Annotated in this window: 13 protein-coding genes and 1 pseudogene; all 14 read left to right on the top strand. The window is 30.5% G+C overall.

Annotation, left to right across the window (positions count from 1 at the left end; genetic code table 11):
* Positions 1-32: 32 nt before the first annotated feature.
* The 14 genes and pseudogenes from HGPG_RS05620 to HGPG_RS05565 all read left to right on the top strand — a co-directional run bounded on the left by HGPG_RS05620 (position 33) and on the right by HGPG_RS05565 (position 17,701).
* Entirely contained in the window at positions 33-1,754 is a 1,722-nt protein-coding gene (locus HGPG_RS05620) for an ABC transporter ATP-binding protein (protein ID WP_019125086.1), read from the top strand.
* The gene (locus tag HGPG_RS05615) at positions 1,747-3,483 is read left to right on the top strand and encodes an ABC transporter ATP-binding protein (RefSeq protein ID WP_019125085.1); all 1,737 of its coding nucleotides are present in this window, start codon (positions 1,747-1,749) and stop codon (positions 3,481-3,483) included. The genes HGPG_RS05620 and HGPG_RS05615 overlap by 8 nt, the downstream gene beginning before the upstream one ends.
* Positions 3,484-3,492: 9 nt before the next feature.
* Positions 3,493-3,657: pseudogene (locus HGPG_RS10495) on the top strand (sigma-70 family RNA polymerase sigma factor); the annotation flags it as partial.
* 228 nt (positions 3,658-3,885) lie between these two features.
* Positions 3,886-4,500: a TetR/AcrR family transcriptional regulator gene (locus HGPG_RS05610; RefSeq protein ID WP_019125083.1), complete on the top strand. Its 615-nt coding sequence runs from the start codon at positions 3,886-3,888 to the stop codon at positions 4,498-4,500.
* A 107-nt stretch (positions 4,501-4,607) separates the two neighbouring features.
* Complete coding sequence (locus tag HGPG_RS05605) at positions 4,608-6,377, top strand: ABC transporter ATP-binding protein (RefSeq protein ID WP_019125082.1); 1,770 nt, start codon at positions 4,608-4,610, stop codon at positions 6,375-6,377.
* On the top strand, positions 6,374-8,098 hold the full coding sequence (locus HGPG_RS05600) for an ABC transporter ATP-binding protein (RefSeq protein ID WP_019125081.1): 1,725 nt from the start codon (positions 6,374-6,376) through the stop codon (positions 8,096-8,098). Before HGPG_RS05605 ends, HGPG_RS05600 begins: the two co-directional genes overlap by 4 nt.
* A gap of 25 nt (positions 8,099-8,123) precedes the next feature.
* Positions 8,124-8,714, top strand: a complete 591-nt coding sequence (locus HGPG_RS05595; protein WP_019125080.1) for an MptD family putative ECF transporter S component — start codon at positions 8,124-8,126, stop codon at positions 8,712-8,714.
* A complete protein-coding gene (locus HGPG_RS05590) occupies positions 8,714-9,442 on the top strand; it encodes an energy-coupling factor transporter transmembrane component T (protein ID WP_019125079.1) in 729 nt (242 codons plus the stop codon). Before HGPG_RS05595 ends, HGPG_RS05590 begins: the two co-directional genes overlap by 1 nt.
* Positions 9,439-10,830, top strand: coding sequence for an ABC transporter ATP-binding protein (locus tag HGPG_RS05585; RefSeq protein ID WP_019125078.1), 1,392 nt, complete (start codon positions 9,439-9,441; stop codon positions 10,828-10,830). Before HGPG_RS05590 ends, HGPG_RS05585 begins: the two co-directional genes overlap by 4 nt.
* Positions 10,831-11,218: 388 nt before the next feature.
* The gene (locus tag HGPG_RS10345) at positions 11,219-11,356 is read left to right on the top strand and encodes a hypothetical protein (RefSeq protein ID WP_019125077.1); all 138 of its coding nucleotides are present in this window, start codon (positions 11,219-11,221) and stop codon (positions 11,354-11,356) included.
* Positions 11,357-11,412: 56 nt separating this feature from the next.
* Positions 11,413-13,197, top strand: a complete 1,785-nt coding sequence (locus HGPG_RS05580; protein ID WP_019125076.1) for a recombinase family protein — start codon at positions 11,413-11,415, stop codon at positions 13,195-13,197.
* A gap of 167 nt (positions 13,198-13,364) precedes the next feature.
* Entirely contained in the window at positions 13,365-13,685 is a 321-nt protein-coding gene (locus HGPG_RS05575; RefSeq protein ID WP_019125075.1) for a TfoX/Sxy family protein, read from the top strand.
* A 29-nt stretch (positions 13,686-13,714) separates the two neighbouring features.
* Positions 13,715-15,202 carry an Lsa family ABC-F type ribosomal protection protein gene (locus HGPG_RS05570; protein ID WP_019125074.1) on the top strand — a complete coding sequence of 496 codons (1,488 nt, stop codon included), beginning with the start codon at positions 13,715-13,717 and terminating at the stop codon, positions 15,200-15,202.
* Between the two features lie 657 nt (positions 15,203-15,859).
* The gene (locus HGPG_RS05565) at positions 15,860-17,701 is read left to right on the top strand and encodes a hypothetical protein (protein WP_019125073.1); all 1,842 of its coding nucleotides are present in this window, start codon (positions 15,860-15,862) and stop codon (positions 17,699-17,701) included.
* The last annotated feature ends 258 nt before the right edge of the window (positions 17,702-17,959 follow it).

The following is a 17,959-nucleotide window of genomic DNA, read 5'->3' as shown; positions in this document are numbered from 1 at the left end:
TTATTACGAAGTTTTATTAAGGAGGGGATTTGATGGATCTAATAAAACAATATGTAAAAAAGAGAAAAGGCTCATATTTTATGTCAATCTTACTGGCAATAATTGGAGTAGTGGCTGGTCTTTTTTCTTATATTTTTATGGCGAAAATTATTGTGAATTTGATTAATGGCATAAGGGATATGAGCTTATACACTCCACTTTGTATAAGTATTTTCATAACATTTGTTATTAAAGAAGTGGCAGCAGGAATATCAACAAGTATTTCCCATACCGCAACTTTTAACTCATTAGGAGAAATCAGAAATGATATTTCTAAAAAACTTTTTAAGATGCCACTGGGAGATGTTCTTTCAAGATCTTCAGGAGAATTAAAAAATATTATAGTTGAGCAAGTTGATTCTATGGAAACTTCACTTGCCCACCTAGTGCCGGAATTTACGGCAAACTTAGTAGGACCTCTTCTATTATTTATTTATATGTTTACCTTAGATTGGCGATTGACCTTGCTATCACTAATTCCATTTGTGGTAGGAATGTCTATTATGATGTCTGTTATGAATGCTCATTATAAGGAAATGTTTGGAAAGTCAGTTGCCATTGGTCAACACATGAATAATTCTATTGTTGAGTATATAAATGGGATAGAAGTAATAAAGACATTTAATCAAAGCGAATCATCTTATAAAAAATATGCTGATGCAGTTTATGACAATGCAAGCTTTTATTATAACTGGATGGGTGAATCTATGAATAGGGTTGCCATAGGTAGATTACTTTCTCCTATGGGAATTATTACAATCATACCCTTTGGGATTTTATTTTATATAAAGGGAAGTATTGATTTAGGAAATTTAATTACCTTAATCGTCTTATCCTTTGCTACGGTTTCTAGCATTTTAAAAATCATGAACTATATGGATGATATGTCAAGAATATCAACTATAACTTCTGAAATAGGAAAGATTTTAGATTCAAGAGAGTTAGAAAATATTGACAAGGGAGAAAAAATAGAATCCTATAATATAGAACTTCAAGATGTAGACTTTTCTTACGATGGAAAAAAGAAAGTCATTGATAATCTTTCTATGGAAATAAGAGAATCTAATGTTTCAGCACTCGTTGGTCCTTCTGGGTCAGGCAAGTCCACAATAGCAAAACTCATTGCTGGATTTTGGAATGTAGATAAGGGATCTATTAAAATTGGCGGAGTAGAAACAAAAGATGTGTCGCTCGAAAACTTGTCTTCACTTATTTCTTTTGTATCCCAAGATAATTTCCTCTTTGATATGACTATAAAGGAAAATATTAGGCTTGGAAATAAGAATGCCTCTGACGAAGAAATTATAGATGTATGTAAAAAATCTGCCTGCAATGATTTTATTATGAATCTATCTAATGGTTATGATACAAGAGTTGGTGAAGGTGGAGGTCATCTATCTGGAGGAGAAAGACAAAGAATATCTATTGCTCGTGCCATGCTAAAGAATGCACCAATCGTAATTTTAGATGAAGCAACTTCTTATATAGATCCTGAAAATGAAGCTCTCATACAAAACGCCTTGGCAAATCTAGTTAAGGGTAAAACTTTAATCATAATCGCTCATAGGTTAAAGACAATTGTTGATGCAGATAGGATATTTGTTATTAAAGATGGAAAATTAAATTCTTATGGTACTCATGAAGAACTATTAAAGTCATCAGAACTTTATAAGGAAATGTATGCTGCAAATTTAAGGGGTGATGAAAATGCTTAATGTGTTTAAAAAGATATGGAATTTTTCAAAAGAAGAACAGGTATATATTAAGAAATCCATTCTCGCTGGATTTTTGCACGCAGTATTTAATGCCCTTGAGTTTGGTGCAATTTACTATATGCTAGTAAATATATTCTCTAAAACTTTAGACTATAAGGCTATCTTTATTTGTCTTGGAATATTAGTTATATCCCTTGTTGGAAAGATAATGACACAAAAATCATCACAAATGGCACAAACACACGCTGGATATTTTATGGCAGCTCATAAGAGGATTGAAATAGGAGAAAAAATAAAAAGAGTTCCTATGGGTTTCTTTTCAAGCTTTTCACTAGGAAGATTAACTACTATTGCTACATCTTCACTTTCCCAAGCAGAAATGTGGGTGCCTATGCTTTTGGTTCTTGTACTTGGTGGAGTTTTAAATACTTTAGTCTTTGTCCTTGGAACTTTAATTTTTAACGTAAAGGTAGGACTGGTTGCTGTAGCAGGTGTGGTAGTATTTTTCATCGTTACATCAATGATGGAGAAAAAATCATCAGCTAATGCAGACAAAATGACAGAAACACAAACAAGACTTACAAAAGAAGTATTAGCAACTTTACAAGGAATGCAGGTTATAAAATCCTATAATCTTGGTGGAGAAAATAACAGGGCTTTAAGAAAGTCTATAAAAGATACATCAAATATACTTTTAGATTTAGAAATATCTGTAGCACCTTACACAGTTATCCAAAGAATTGTAATGGGAATAACAACAGTAGCTATGGTCTATGTATCATTAAAATTAAATTTATCAGGTGAACTTCCACTTGCTGAAACAATTCTTATGATTATGGCATCCTTTATTATCTTTGAAGGCTTAATCGGGGCAGGATCAAACATGGCAATCCTAAGAGCTTGCGAAAATGCCATAGATTCTGTAGGTTTTATCGACTCTATGCCTGATATGAGAGAAGGAAGTATTACAGAGCCAATAAAAAATCACAACATAGTCTTTAAAAATGTATCATTTTCCTATGATGATAGACCAATTTTAAAAAATGTATCAGCAGAGATAAAAGAAAATACTATGACTGCTATTGTTGGACCATCTGGATCTGGTAAAACAACATTTTGTAATCTAATAGCAAGATTTTGGGATGTAAATTCTGGAGAAATTTTAATAGGTGGAAAGAATATTAAGGACTATAAGATAGAAAACCTTATGAATTCAATTTCCATGGTATTTCAAGACGTCTATCTCTTCGAAGACACTATTGAAAACAATATAAAATTTGGAAAACAAAATGCAAGCCATGAAGAGGTTGTAGAAGCTGCAAAGAAGGCGAGGTGCCATGAATTTATAGAAGCTTTACCAGAAGGATATGACACTATCATTGGGGAAGGTGGAGCAAGCCTATCTGGTGGAGAAAAACAAAGAATCTCAATTGCAAGAGCTATGTTAAAAGACGCGGACATCATAATCTTTGATGAAGCAACAGCAAATATAGACCCGGAAAATGAAGATAAGCTTAAAGAAGCAATAGAATCATTAACAAAAAATAAGACAGTAATAATGATTGCTCATAGACTAAAGACAATTAGAAATGCTGACCAGATTTTAGTCTTAAAAGATGGAGAAATAGTAGAACGTGGTAATCATGAAGAACTGATTAAAAATAATGGACTTTATTCTGACCTTATAAATGCAAAAACTAAGGCGGAATCATGGAAATTAAATAATTGATAGGAAGAAATATTTAAAGTCTCTGAACATGAAAAATATTTAGAGCAGGTGGACAAGAAAAACCACTTGCTCTTTTTTTCGTTCCTAAATCAATATGGGAATTTTGAAGATAATCTAGAAGATAAAAATGTTGATGTAGAAAAAGTTGTAGCTACACCAATGATGATTGAAGCATAAAAAATGTATCAACCATTACCCTTTAAACAGGATTTAGGTTGATACACAAAATTATTTACAGACCCTGTTATTGTGTAATTAAGACTATAAGCGTTAAGCGTGCTTATTTATAGTAAATAAAATTATACCATACTCAGAATATAATTTCAGGGCACTATTGACAAAAGTATAAGAAAATGATAATCTTTATTAAAGAACGAGTGTCGGTCAATAGGTGGTGAGATTTTGGCAAAGAGAAATGTAAAAGATCCAGAAGAAAGAAAACAGGAGCTTATAAATATAGCATCCAGACTTTTTGAAAAGTATGGGTATGAAAAAGTTTCTGTGCGAGATATTCTCGCAGAAGTTAACGGTGCACCTGGAATGTTTTATTATTACTTCAAATCAAAAGAAGATATTTTTTTGGCTTGTATGGAAACATATTTTGAAGAAAAACTAAAAAATAAGTTGGATATACTTCAAAATAAGGAAATGGATTACGAAGAAAGAATAAAAATTGTAAGAGAACTTATAGTAAAAGATATCGGTCAATTTACAACAAGATATAATTTTTCGAAAGAGAATTCAATTACAGATAACTCTTACAGGCTATGGGAATTAATTCATTACATTGGAAAATTTATAGATGTCTATTCAGAGTTTATAATTGAAGGAATTGAAAATAAAAAAATAGAAAATAATATGGGAATAAACAGAGAAAATGTGAGAAGTTTTGCAGCTTTTATTTTATACGGAGCTGTTGGAACAATATATAATGACTATATTATTAAGGGAGAAAACAAAACAAATTCAAGTGAAGCCTTTGGAATAATAAGCGAACTATTTCAAAGACCTCAGTAGAGAAAAATAAAATATAAGTATTTTACAAGGGAAACATCAATGGTGTTTTCCTTGTATTAGTTTTAAGGCAAATGAACGAACTCGTTCGGTAAGGAGGTATGTTTTAGATGAAAAAGAAGAAATCAATCAAAGATATTATTTCCTACAGTGAAATAAAAAAAGGACAACTTGTAGGAGGGATATTATTTGTTAGTCTTGGTATGCTATTAAGTATTTGTCCAATTTTGGTGATATACAAAGTTATAAAATCCCTATTTTTATATGGGAAATTAGAACAAAGTACAATACAGTTTTGCATCTATGGACTTGCAGCAGTGGTATTGTCATATTGCTTAACTTACATTGGCGGTATTTTATGCCATAAGTTTTCATATGTTTTAATAGCTAACTTAAAAAAGAAGATATTATTTCATATTGGGAATCTTCCTTTAGGGTTTTTTACCGGAGACAACAAGTCAAAAATAAGGCAAGTATTAGGATCGGACATGAATCAAATTGAGGGATATTTTTCTCATCAATTACCAAATTTAATTTCAACTTTAGCACTAATTTTAGCAATGATAATTGTTATGTTGAAGATAAATTTAATATTAGGTCTTACGACTGTGTTAATTATATTTGTTGGTTTAGGAATTCAGATTGCAATCATGGCAAAGATTATAAAGTCGGGTGGACTTGAGAAAAACTTTGCGATTCTGGATCAAATTAATTCAGCAACTACTGAATATGTTAAAGGTATGCCGGAAGTGAAAATCTTTGGAACAGGAGCAAAATCATTTAAAACTTTTTCAGAGTCAGTAGGAGAATATAGAGACTTTACAAGTTCGATGACATCAATGATAAGACCGGGATTTGTCTCATTTAGAATGTTTATTCTATCTGTTGCTACATTCATAGTTCCAGTAGGAATACTTTTAATGTCACGAAATAATAATTTGGATTTTGCTACAGTATTTATTTTCTATTTGATTCTTGCACCTGCTATTAGTGTACCTGCATTAAAACTCAGAGATTTTGCAGAAGGGATGAATTTACTAAATGAAGTTGTTTTGAGGATCTATGAAATTATAGATGAAAAAGAATTGGCAATTGAAAATAGTGAGGAAGAGATAAAAGGTCATGATCTTGAATTTGAGAGTGTAAGCTTTTCTTATGGAAATGAAGAGGTTTTAAAGAATATAAGCTTCTGTGCTAAACAAGGAGAAGTTACAGCATTAGTTGGCTATTCGGGAGCAGGCAAATCTACCATTGGAACGCTAATACCCAGATTTTACGATCCTTCAGAAGGCTCTATTAAAATTGGTGGAGTTAACATAAAAAACATTCCGATGAACGCCTTAATGGAGAGGATAGCATTTGTTTTTCAAGACAGTGATCTTATCACAGATACAGTCTTCAATAATGTTGCTATGGCAAAGACAGGTTCTACAAAAGAAGATGTTATAAAAGCCTGTAAAAAAGCAAGATGTCATGATTTTATTGAAAAACTTCCTAATGGATATGACACTGTTTTGGGTAAAGGGACTTATTTATCTGGAGGAGAGAAACAACGTATTGCCGTAGCAAGAGCGATTTTAAAGGACGCACCAATATTAGTATTAGACGAAGCAACAAGTTTTGCTGATTCTGAAAATGAATATCTTATGCAGGAAGCTTTGTCTGAATTGGTTAAAGATAAGACAGTTATCATGATTGCTCATAGGTTAAATACCATAGAGCATGCAAATCAAATTTTAGTAATATCTGATGGAAAAATTGCAGAAAGAGGTAAGCATGAAGATTTAATCGTTGCAGAAGGAATATATAAGCGACTTTTTGATATTTTTAAGAAGACTAATGTTTGGCAAATGGATATAGAAGGGAGTGAGAATGAATGATAAGAAATATTACTTTAGGAAAGATGAATAATATAAGAAAATCCATTATCTTAAATGTTTTGGCATCTATTTCAAACCTTATACCATTTATTGCTTTGGCAAAAATTGTAGAAATACTATTTTTGAATAGAAGTGCAGATAGTATAAATACGAGCCTATTATGGAAGTATTTTGGGATAATGGCAATATTTTTCTTAATAACATTCTTATTGGAAAATTTAGCCACAAAATATACCTATGAACTTGGATACAAGACAAGTGCAGATGGAAGAATAGAGCTTGCAGACCACATAAGAAAACTGCCGATAGGTTATATTTCAGGGAAAAGCTCAGCAGAAATCTTAGATACATTAATGAATGATTTTTTCAAAGTTGAAACGGCAGTAACTCATCAATTACCTCAATTTTTCAGTGGAATATGTGTAGCGGTTCTTTGCTCAATATTATTTTTGATAATTAATGTAAAAATGGGAATAGCAACACTTATTGGATTGCCGATTTCTGTTCTACTTCTTACACTCATGCAAAACTTTCAGAAAAAAATTTATTTGAAAACAAAGAAAATGAGGATAAAAGAGGAAGAAGATATAAACGAATATTTGGATGCTATTAAGACTCTGAAAGCTTATAACAGCTTAGATGATACATTAACAAAGCTTGAAGAAGATATAGATGACTCGAGAGATGCAAATATTAAGAGTGAGAAAGGATTTGGTTCATTAACTACCATAGCAAGTATGATTTTAAGAATAGGACTTCCTTTGATGAGTTTAGTTGGTTCCTATTTATTTATAAATGGATCTTTGGAAATTGATACATTTTTAATGTTCTTATTTGTAGGCACAAGGATTTTTGACCCCTTGGAGCTTGCACTTGTAAATTATACAGGTCTACAAATGGCATCAGTTTCAGGAGAGAGAATCATTAACTTACTTAACGCTAAACCTATGTCAGGAAATTCCGATGTAAACGAAAGCAACAAAATTGAAATCCACGATGTTTCATTTTCTTACAAGGAATCTAAGGTTATCGATAATGTTTCATTAGACATTAATGAAAATGAATTAACTGCTTTTGTTGGTTACTCTGGCTCTGGAAAATCTACACTAATTAAATTAATTTCCAGATTTTATGATCCTAATGAAGGGACAATTAAAATTGGTGGAGTAGATTTGCTAACAGCCGACCCTGATAAATTAATGGATAAATTTTCTGTTGTTTTTCAAGATGTGTATCTTTTTAAAGACACAATTTATAACAATATAAAATTTGGAAATGAAGATGCAAGTAAAGATGAAATCATGAATGCTGCAAAAATGGCAGGAGCTTATGACTTTATAGTCAAAAAAGATGATGGATTTGACACTATGATTGGACAAGGAGGAGCGACTCTGTCTGGAGGTGAGAAACAAAGAATATCAATAGCGAGAGCAATATTAAAAAATGCACCAATAATACTACTTGATGAAGCAACATCTTCACTTGATCCTGAAAATGAACTTATTATACAGGAAGCAATATCAAATTTAATTAAAAATAAAACAGTTGTGGTTGTAGCTCATAAATTAAGGAGCGTAATGGGAGCTGATAAAATTGTTGTTTTAAACAAAGGAAAGGTAGAGGAAGTTGGGAAGCATGAAGAACTTATAAAAAATGAAGGACTATATAAAGACTTATGGAATTATCAAGAAAAGTCTAAAGAATGGAAGATTGTACAATAACACTCAATTTTAAAGGAGGAAACTTATGAAAACACAAAAGAAATCATCAAAAAACGCAGTTACAGCCGGTGTTTTAATTGCACTTTACTTTGTAACATATTTAGTAATTGGGGCAATATCTATGCCTGTCCCTGTTTTATTTTTACTAATGCCTATGCTTGTAGCACTACTTGCTGCACCAACCTATCATATGCTTCTTGCAAAGACAAAGTCAGCTACTGCTATTATAATCGCAGCTATATTACCAAGTATTTTATTAGTTGCAACTGGACATATTCCAATTGCGCCATTAGTGGCAGTGCCTGCTGGAATAATTGCTATGTTCATAGCAAAAGGTGGAAATTATACAGACTTTAAGAAAAATACAATTAGTCATATGTTTTTTTCTCTAAACTTATTTGGAGGATTCTTACCAATTTGGCTTATGAGAGAAGCATTTTTTGAAAGTGTAATAAAAGGTGGCTTAGATCAAAGCTTTTGTAACACAGTAAGAGCATGGACACCAATATGGATGTTACCAGTTATGATTATAGGAACATTTATATTCTCTTTGATTGGTTCTTATTTTACAAAAAAAATACTAAATAAAAAGTTGGAATCAGCAGGAGTTTTATAATGGAAAATTCAAAGTTTGTTCTGGGGTTAAAATATGACCTCAGAACAAAACTTATCTTGCTTATAGGTGCGAATATTTTAATTTTTTTAGGGTTTGATTGGATCTATCAAAGCCTTATTACATTATTTTTCCTTGTCATTATTATTAGCGATGGTTATAAAAAATCCGCTATAAGGTATATTTTATTTTTTGTAATAAGTGTAGTATTGGAAAAATCTTTAGCCTATTTTAGTATGAATTTTCTTTTGAATTTAATTTTATTTATGTTGGCAATTGGAAGAAAATTTTTGCCATGTATTATCGTGGGTAAATGGATTTTAAATTCTACATCAGTTTCCAGTGCAGTAGCAACTTTACAAAAATTAAAACTTTCAAAAGACTCACTCATAATGATTTCTGTAATATTTAGATGTTTGCCTACTATTAAAGACGAATGGAGTCATATAAATATGGCGATGAAAACTCGAGGAATTAATTTTAACTTAATCAATTTAACAAGAAGACCAACATTAATTATGGAATATTTTTTTGTGCCATTGTTCGTAAGTGTGATAGAAATTGGGGATGAGCTGTCCCAATCAGCCATTATAAGGGGACTTGATGCTCCTGTTCAAAAAACAAGTAGACACCTAATTAAGTTTAGAAAAAATGATATTGGTGTTCTAATTCTTATGATTTTAATTTTATCAATAGTATTATTTATGAAAGTATCAGGGTGGGACTTATGATTGAAATTAGAGAATTAAGTTTTAAATACAAGGGAGGAGCTAATTACTCATTAAAAGGAATTAATTTAAATATAAAAAAAGGGGAATGCATTCTTCTATGTGGTAGGAGCGGTTGCGGAAAGTCGACTCTATTAAAGCTTATGAACGGTATAATACCTGAGTTTTATGATGGGGACATTTCTGGCAGTGTTATGGTCAATGGTATGAATACATTTACCACACCAATTTATAAATTATCTAATAATGTAGGCTCGGTTTTTCAAAATCCTAAAACACAATTTTATACAACCAATACAACCGATGAAATCGCTTTTGGTTTAGAAAATTATGGAATAGAAAGAGAAGTAATTAACAAAAGGATTGAAGAAGTTGAAAAAGAGCTTCATCTTGAAAACTTGATGAATAAAAATATATTCAATCTTTCTGGAGGAGAAAAGCAGAAGATTGCTATAGCAAGCATTTACGCATTAAACCCTGAGATATTTATTCTTGACGAACCGTCTTCAAGCTTAGATATAAAGTCAATGGAAGAACTATCACTCACAATAAAAAAGCTTAAATCTTTAGGAAAAACTATCATTATTGCAGAACACAGATTATGGTATTTAAAAGACCTTGTTGATAGAGCAATATACTTAGAGGATGGAAAAATCATCAGAGAATATAGTATGGACGAAATTGAAAATCTAAGTGAAGATGAACGAATGAGAACGGGACTTAGGCATTCTGATTATAAAGCTATTGAAGGATTTGATGATTTTGAAAATTTAAATAAAGGGGCTTTATTAGAATTAAAAAATCTGATATTCAAAAGAAATACCAGAACAATTTTGTCCATCATGGATCTTAAATTTTGCTATGGGAATATTATTGGAATAGTTGGAGAAAATGGAATTGGAAAGTCTACGCTAGCAAAAATCATATGTGGCTTATACAAAGAAAATAAAGGGAAAATTTTAAAAGAGGATGAGAATTTCAAAACAAAAAGCAGGTTAAATGAGAGTCTGCTTATTATGCAGGAAGTGAACTGTCAGTTATTCACAGACAGTGTTAAAGATGAAATAGTATTAACATCAAACATTAAAGATGATAATGCTTTAGATACTTGGCTAAAAGATATGGAGTTAAAAAATATCAGTGATAGGAATCCTCACACCTTGTCGGGAGGACAAAAACAGAGAGTAATTATCTTATCCGCTTTACTATCCGACAAGAAAATTCTATTTTTTGATGAGCCAACCAGTGGATTGGACTATAGAAATATGAAAATAGTAGCTAAAAACATAAAAAAAGTAAAGGAAGAAGATAAGCTAATCTTAATAATATCCCATGATGTTGAGTTTTTAGAGTCAGTTTGTGATAAAGTGATTGATTTTACTTATTTATAAAAAAGTATACATTAGTGAATTACAAGAGGGACATATGATAAAAACGCAAAAAAAACGAGAAGTTGTAAATAGTATTTTTTATAATATTCCATAAAATAAATTTTATAATATTTTTTCGTGTTAGAGGATTTATGCCTAACAGCATAAGTCCTCTTTTTTTTATGCTCAAATTAATCATTAAAACTCAAAAATACTATAAAAAATAAAAACTTTGGTTACCAAAGAGGGCAAATTTCACTATATAAAGTGAGGGGTATTTTGTCATCTTTCTATAAAAATCCAAATACTTTGAAGTGTGAAGATTCTTGAAATTGATTATGTGAGATTAGTATATTTCAAATTTAATCCACTTATCAAGGTAAAAAAATAACTTACATAGGAGGTTAAAATGCAAGCAATAAAGATTTATAGTATGAGAGTTGCTATGTTATGTAGGCTTTATGATCTTAGATTAATTAATGATAAGGAATATACAAAAATTAAGAATAGGTTAGAAAATGATTATAAGAAGATGGATAGAAAGTAGTTAATCTTGTGATATAATCTACACTGTAGAAAGATAAAAAATGGGAAGGAGGTAAAATGAATACTAAAGTAAAAGTAATAAAAGCTTCAAATACAGGAGCAAGAAATAGGAATGCACTACATTTAGATCTAAAATGTGTTGCAGCATATTGTCGAGTAAGTACAGATAGTAAAGATCAACTTGAATCATATAAATCGCAAGTTGATTATTATACAAATCTAATAAAAAATAATAAGAACTGGACTCTGGCTGGTATATATGCAGATGAAGCAACCACAGGAACAACTGCTACTAAAAGAGCAGATTTCATGAGGCTAATAAGTGATTGCCAAAATGGAGATATAGACATGATAATTACTAAATCTATATCAAGATTTGCAAGAAATACATTAGATACCTTAAAGTATGTAAGGCTATTAAAGGAAAACAATGTTGGTGTAGTATTTGAAGAAGAAAATATAGATACTTTGACAATGGATGGAGAGCTATTATTAACAATATTAAGTTCAGTAGCTCAACAAGAAGTAGAAAATACCTCAGCCCATGTAAAAAAAGGACTGAAAATGAAAATGGAAAAGGGGGAGCTTATTGGTTTTCAAGGTTGCCTTGGCTACGATTATGACCCTACAACAAAAAGCATCTCTATAAATGAAGAAGAAGCCAAAATTGTTAGATATATCTTTAAAAGATATTTAGAAGGCAATGGTGGTTCGGTCATTGGTAGGGAACTAGAAGAACAAGGATATCTCACCCCTAGAGGTAAAACAAAATGGTCTGATACTACAGTGTTAGGAATAATTAAAAATGAAAAGTATATTGGAGATATACTAATGGGAAAAGCTTTTACAGTTGATCCCATAACAAAAAGAAGACTAGCAAACTTTGGTGAATCTGATAAATATCACATTGAAAATCATCACGAGCCAATTATATCAAGAGAAGACTTTGAAAAGGCACAAGAGATTAGACTCAGGAGAGCACAAAATAGAAACACCATTGCTAACAAGGATAGAAAGAGAGAAAAACTATCAAGACAATACGCTTTTTCAAGTTTGCTGGAATGTGGATTTTGTGGAGAAATACTTTCAAGAAGAACTTGGCACACAAGTTCAATTTACAAAAAAATTAACTGGCAATGTGTAAGGTCAACAAAAAAAGGTAAAAAATATTGCCCTCATTCAAAAGGAATACAAGAAACAGCAATAGAAAAAGCTTTTGTTGAAAGCTATAGGCAATTATGTCATGCAGATTCAACAGTAATAGATGACTTTTTAAAAATTGTAGAAGAAGAAATAAATGATAATACTTTAGTCAAAGATTTGAAAAAGTTAGATAACCAATTAAACAGAATCATTAGTCAAGAAAGAAAGTTAGTTGATCTTCATTTAGAAGATAGTATAGACGAAGAAGTTTATGCTAAAAAGTATAAAAAACTTACAAAACAAAAAGAAGAATTACTTGATGAAAAGAAAACCCTAGAGCTAACAATAAAAGATGAAAACTCTATTAAAGAAAGACTAAAGCAATTTAAAAAGCTCTTAGAAAACAAAGAAATTATAGAGGGATTTAACAGAACAGTATTTGAAATCATAGTTGATAAAGTTGTGGTGGGCAGAATCGACAAAGACGGAACAGTCCATCCATATGACTTGACATTCTATTTCAAAACAGGAGCTAAAGATAGTCAAGATTCTAATAATTTCAAAGATAAAAGAAAAAATGCCAAAGACAATTACATTAATAAATTGTGCTCCTACAAGAATGACGAGGATAAAAAATTATGTTCCCAAGCAAAAGACAACGCATGTGGAGACGGTAGCACTGCTTGTACGAGTTGCTAAGTAGTGTAGTAGAAGCAGATGTATGTCCTATGCAATGCGCTCCCAAGAAAACGAGCAAGGTAAAGTTTGATTGGCTGCGTGCTACTGCAAACTGAAGTACCGACATATAGATCTAATATAATTATTAAAATGGTGTAGACAAATTGAAATTTTTGGAGGTGAAGGGTATGGCTTCAAGTAAAGAATATTTAGATTTTATTTTAGAACAACTATCCGATTTGGAAGAAATATCATATAGGTCAATGATGGGTGAATATATAATTTATTATCGTGGAAAAATTATTGGTGGAATTTATGATGAAAGGTTTTTAGTGAAGCCTGTTAAATCTGCAATAGCATACATGCCAAATGCAAAGTACGAGTTACCATATGATGGAGCAAAGGAAATGCTATTGGTAGATGATGTTGACAACAAAGAATTTTTAACTGTCTTACTTAATTCAATGTATGATGGATTACCTGCACCCAAACCAAAGAAAAAGAAATAATCACATTAGAAGTTGTAGGGGGTGTTTTTGTGTCAACAATTAAAATTGAAAACCCCACTTTCTCATATTATGGATATGTAAAACCCATATTTAAAAATGTATCGTTTTCTTTTGATACAAACTGGAAAACGGGATTGATAGGAAGAAATGGAATCGGTAAATCAACTCTATTTAAGTTACTTTTAAATCAAGAAACTTATCAAGGTAAAATAAGCAAGGATGTTGAATTTATTAAATTTCGACCAAATATAATTGATACTTCAAAATTAGGGATTGAGTCATATAAAGAACTAATATCAGATGAGGAAGAATGGAAATTATTTAGAGAACTTAATTTGCTAAATGTAGATGAGAGTCTTGTTTACAGAAAGTTTGAAACGCTTTCTAAAGGAGAACAGACAAAAATCCTCTTAGCTATTTTGTTTACAAGAGAAGAGGGTTTTTTACTTATAGATGAACCAACAAACCATTTAGATATGGACGGAAGAAAAGTTGTCAGTGAATATCTGAAAAGAAAAAAAGGTTTTTTGCTTATATCTCATGATAGAGATTTTTTAGATGGTTGTATCAATCATGTTATTTCTATTAACAGGAATTCTATTGATGTCAAATCAGGAAATTTTACATCATGGTATGAAAATAAATTGAGGAAAGACCAATTTGAAATTAATCAAAATGAGAAATTAAGAAAAGATATTAAACGATTAAAAGAAGCTGCAAGACAAAGTCAAATTTGGTCTGATAAAGTCGAAAATACTAAAAATGGTGTGAAAGTATCAGGCGTAAAACCAGATAAGGGACATATAGGTCATCAGTCAGCTAAGATGATGAAAAAATCCAAGAATTTGGAGAATAGACAAAATAAGGCAATAGAAGAAAAACAAAATTTACTAAAAGATATTGAAACAAAGGAACTTCTATTATTGCATCCATTACATCATCACAAAAATCCTCTAATATTGGTTAGAAATTTATCATCATGTTATGGAGAAAGACAGATATTAAGCGATGTAAGTTTTGATATAAAGCAAGGTGATATAGTGGCTATATGCGGGGGTAATGGTAGCGGAAAATCAACCTTGATTAAAATTTTATTAGGTTTAAATCACGAGTATTCAGGTGATGTAAAATTAGCAAGTAATTTAAAAATATCATATATTCCTCAAGATACATCCAATTTAACAGGTAGCCTAAACGAGTATATTGACAACCAAGGTGTGGATGAAACATTGTGCAAAACAATTCTTAGAAAATTAGATTTTGCAAGAGAATTATTTGAAATAGATATGAAGAATTATAGCGATGGACAAAAAAGGAAAGTTTTAATTGCTGTTAGTTTATCAAAGCCAGCTCATATATTTGTTTGGGACGAACCACTGAATTATATAGATGTAATATCAAGAATACAGATTGAGGAAATTATAAAAGAAGCAAAACCTACACTTATATTTGTGGAACATGATAAGAGATTTGTAGAAGACATAGCTAATAAAATAATACGATTACAAACTAAATAATAACTCCCGGTTTGTCGAGGTAATACCTGTTAACGATACCATTATGCTATCGTTAAAAAGTATGTGGATATGTTCCCACATACGAACGCGACTACTTGACATACTTGGTGTTCATTCGTTTCATAAGGAGCGCGTAACACTGCTTGTACGAGCTACGAAGTAGCGAAGTAGAAGCAGATGTACGTCCTATGCAAGGCACGCCCAAGAAAACGAGCAAGGTGAAGTTTGATTGGCTGCGTGCTACTGCAAGTATAGATATGCTCTCAATAACAAGACTAAAAGTTATCGTGAGTAGATGACACTGCCCGCGCGACAGCTGTCCAAGAGCTAGGAGCAAAGCGGCATGGCGATTGACCGGGGAGTGCGTGGTATTGCTGTCAAAAGTGCAGATTCTAAAGGCTAGAAAAATCTCGAAATCTAAGACATCGGAGAGTTTAAGCAGATGAGTTTGATTTCAGTATTCTTCTTGTTATTGTTTTATCAGAAGTCATACATCAAGAAATTGTAGTATGGTTGAGTTTACAAAATCACAGCGGACAGGTGCAGTTGATGGGATAGATGTAAAAATTTATATATTGTAAAAACAATAATTATGCTTTTAAAATACTTAAGAAATAGAAATTGATAAACGTTGGCAAAATAATAAGGAGTATTCATATGAGTAAGAAATACAATGATGTGAGAATAAATTCAATTGAAAGAAATATAAAGAATAATGCTTTAGACTATTTGGATCATATTAATAAAAATAAAAATGAGGAAGAAGTATTAAAAGTTTTAAAATATTCTGGTTATTTTGTTACAGATAGAAACGAAAAATTATTTAGTAACGATACTAAATGTCTAATAAAAAATTGGGTTAAAGATAACCTTTCAGATAATAGTTATAAGAAATTTAGACGATTATCTAAAGAGGGTAATAAACTAAATAAAAAAAGAAATCAAATTAAAGAAGATATATTTAAAACTGAGCTGATGAAGTGTTCATATTTAGACTTGGTGGAAAGGTTTAATGATCAAATATCTATGAATTTAGATAAATTAAGTGAAGCTTCATCTGAGTATGAGCAAGAACAATATTTAGTTTCTAGCGAAAATATCGTTTTAGGATTAGGAACATTGCTTAGAGATGGATTTAAAAATAACAAGTCGACGTGTTTTCAAAATACTGATGATAAAAATTCAAATGATATCCTAGTTTTAATTCAGTTACTCAATTTAGTAAATGATATAATTGTTAATTGGATGTTCGGAGATGTGGAAGTAAATACTGGATTATTTAATAAATTATATATTAGAGAAAATCATGGAATAATTACGGATAGAATATTTTCATTTTTAGAGTACTATAATTTAAATAATGCTAAAAATTTGAAAGATTTTGATAATGGAAATGAGATAATTAAATATTCGAATTCCTTTAGAGAAAAATTAAAAGAATTCTTTTATAGCGAAGACTTAACTGAAGAATACCTAGACATAAAACTGGAAAGATGGGTTTCCATCTACACTTATTTCTATAAACTAGCTATTAATGAGAAAAACGTACTAAAAATAGAAATAGAAAAATTAAAAAATGATTTACTTCAAAATAAATTTAGTGAAGCTGAAATAAAGGTTATTTTTAAGCATCTGGTATTTGGTCAAAGCAAAAATGATTTATTCTCATCATTTTTAATTGAATACAACAATTTTATACTTTTATTTCCGTCATTAATAAAAATGATTGAACCACTAAAAAGTGTAATGGTTCTTTTTACTAATAATAATGAAATATCGAAAAAGGGTTCAAAATATGAAGAAAACATACATAATTTATTATTGAGATACAATCTTAGTGCAATTAAGAATGTTAAAACAAGTAGTAATGGCGAGAGTTATGAATTAGATATTTTACTATATATAGATGATACACTGTTTGTCATTGAGTGCAAAACTCAATTTCAGCATGAGAATGTGAGAGGATATTGTCGTAATATTCAGGAGTTAGATTATTACATTGATAAATTTAAACGCAATTTAAAATATTTTACCAAGGATAAAAATGGAAAGAAAAGCATTAATTCAAGACTTAAGGCTATTAATTGCAATATAGATAATGTAAATGTAGTCCCGATTTTATTAACAAATATTTCTTACTCTTTTGTTGAAAGAGAGGGAATATATATTTTAAATGATACAAAGTTATACAATTTTATAACTGCCAATCAGCCCGTGGTACATTATTTTGATAATAAAAATAAGGAATATTTCCGAATAGGGATGTTATCTCCAGAATTGTTTAGAAATAAAAAAGCAAATACATTTATTGATTTTCTTAGAAATAACAATAATTATGAAATTAGCCCATGTTGTGCAATAGAAAAAATTTTTTTAAAAGAGAAAATTTTTAAAAGATATAAATTGTATATTACACGGCAAAATTTCAACAAAGACACATATGATAGAAGAATAGAAAGGTACTGTAAACAAGAAGATGAATTTAATAGTATAAAATAATTTACTTGAATAGTTCTTAAGATATATTTTCACAAACAGACTCAGATTCATTAAAACATGTCTCAAAAAGTATTCTATGTATGGGACATTATAGTCTGATACTATTTAACGATAACCTTATGCTATCGTTAAATAGTTTAGTCGATATGTTCCAACATACAGACAGGTTCACTTGACATACTTAGTGTTCACTTGTTTCACGCAGAATGTATTACTCTTCTCAAAAAGTAGGTTTGATAGTACTTGTACTTCAAACTT

Source organism: Peptoniphilus grossensis ph5, from assembly GCF_000311825.1.
Classification (GTDB): Bacteria; Bacillota; Clostridia; order Tissierellales; family Peptoniphilaceae; genus Peptoniphilus_A; species Peptoniphilus_A hominis.
The sequence above is the reverse complement of the archived record's forward strand: the minus strand, read 5'-3'. Positions and strand labels throughout refer to the sequence as shown.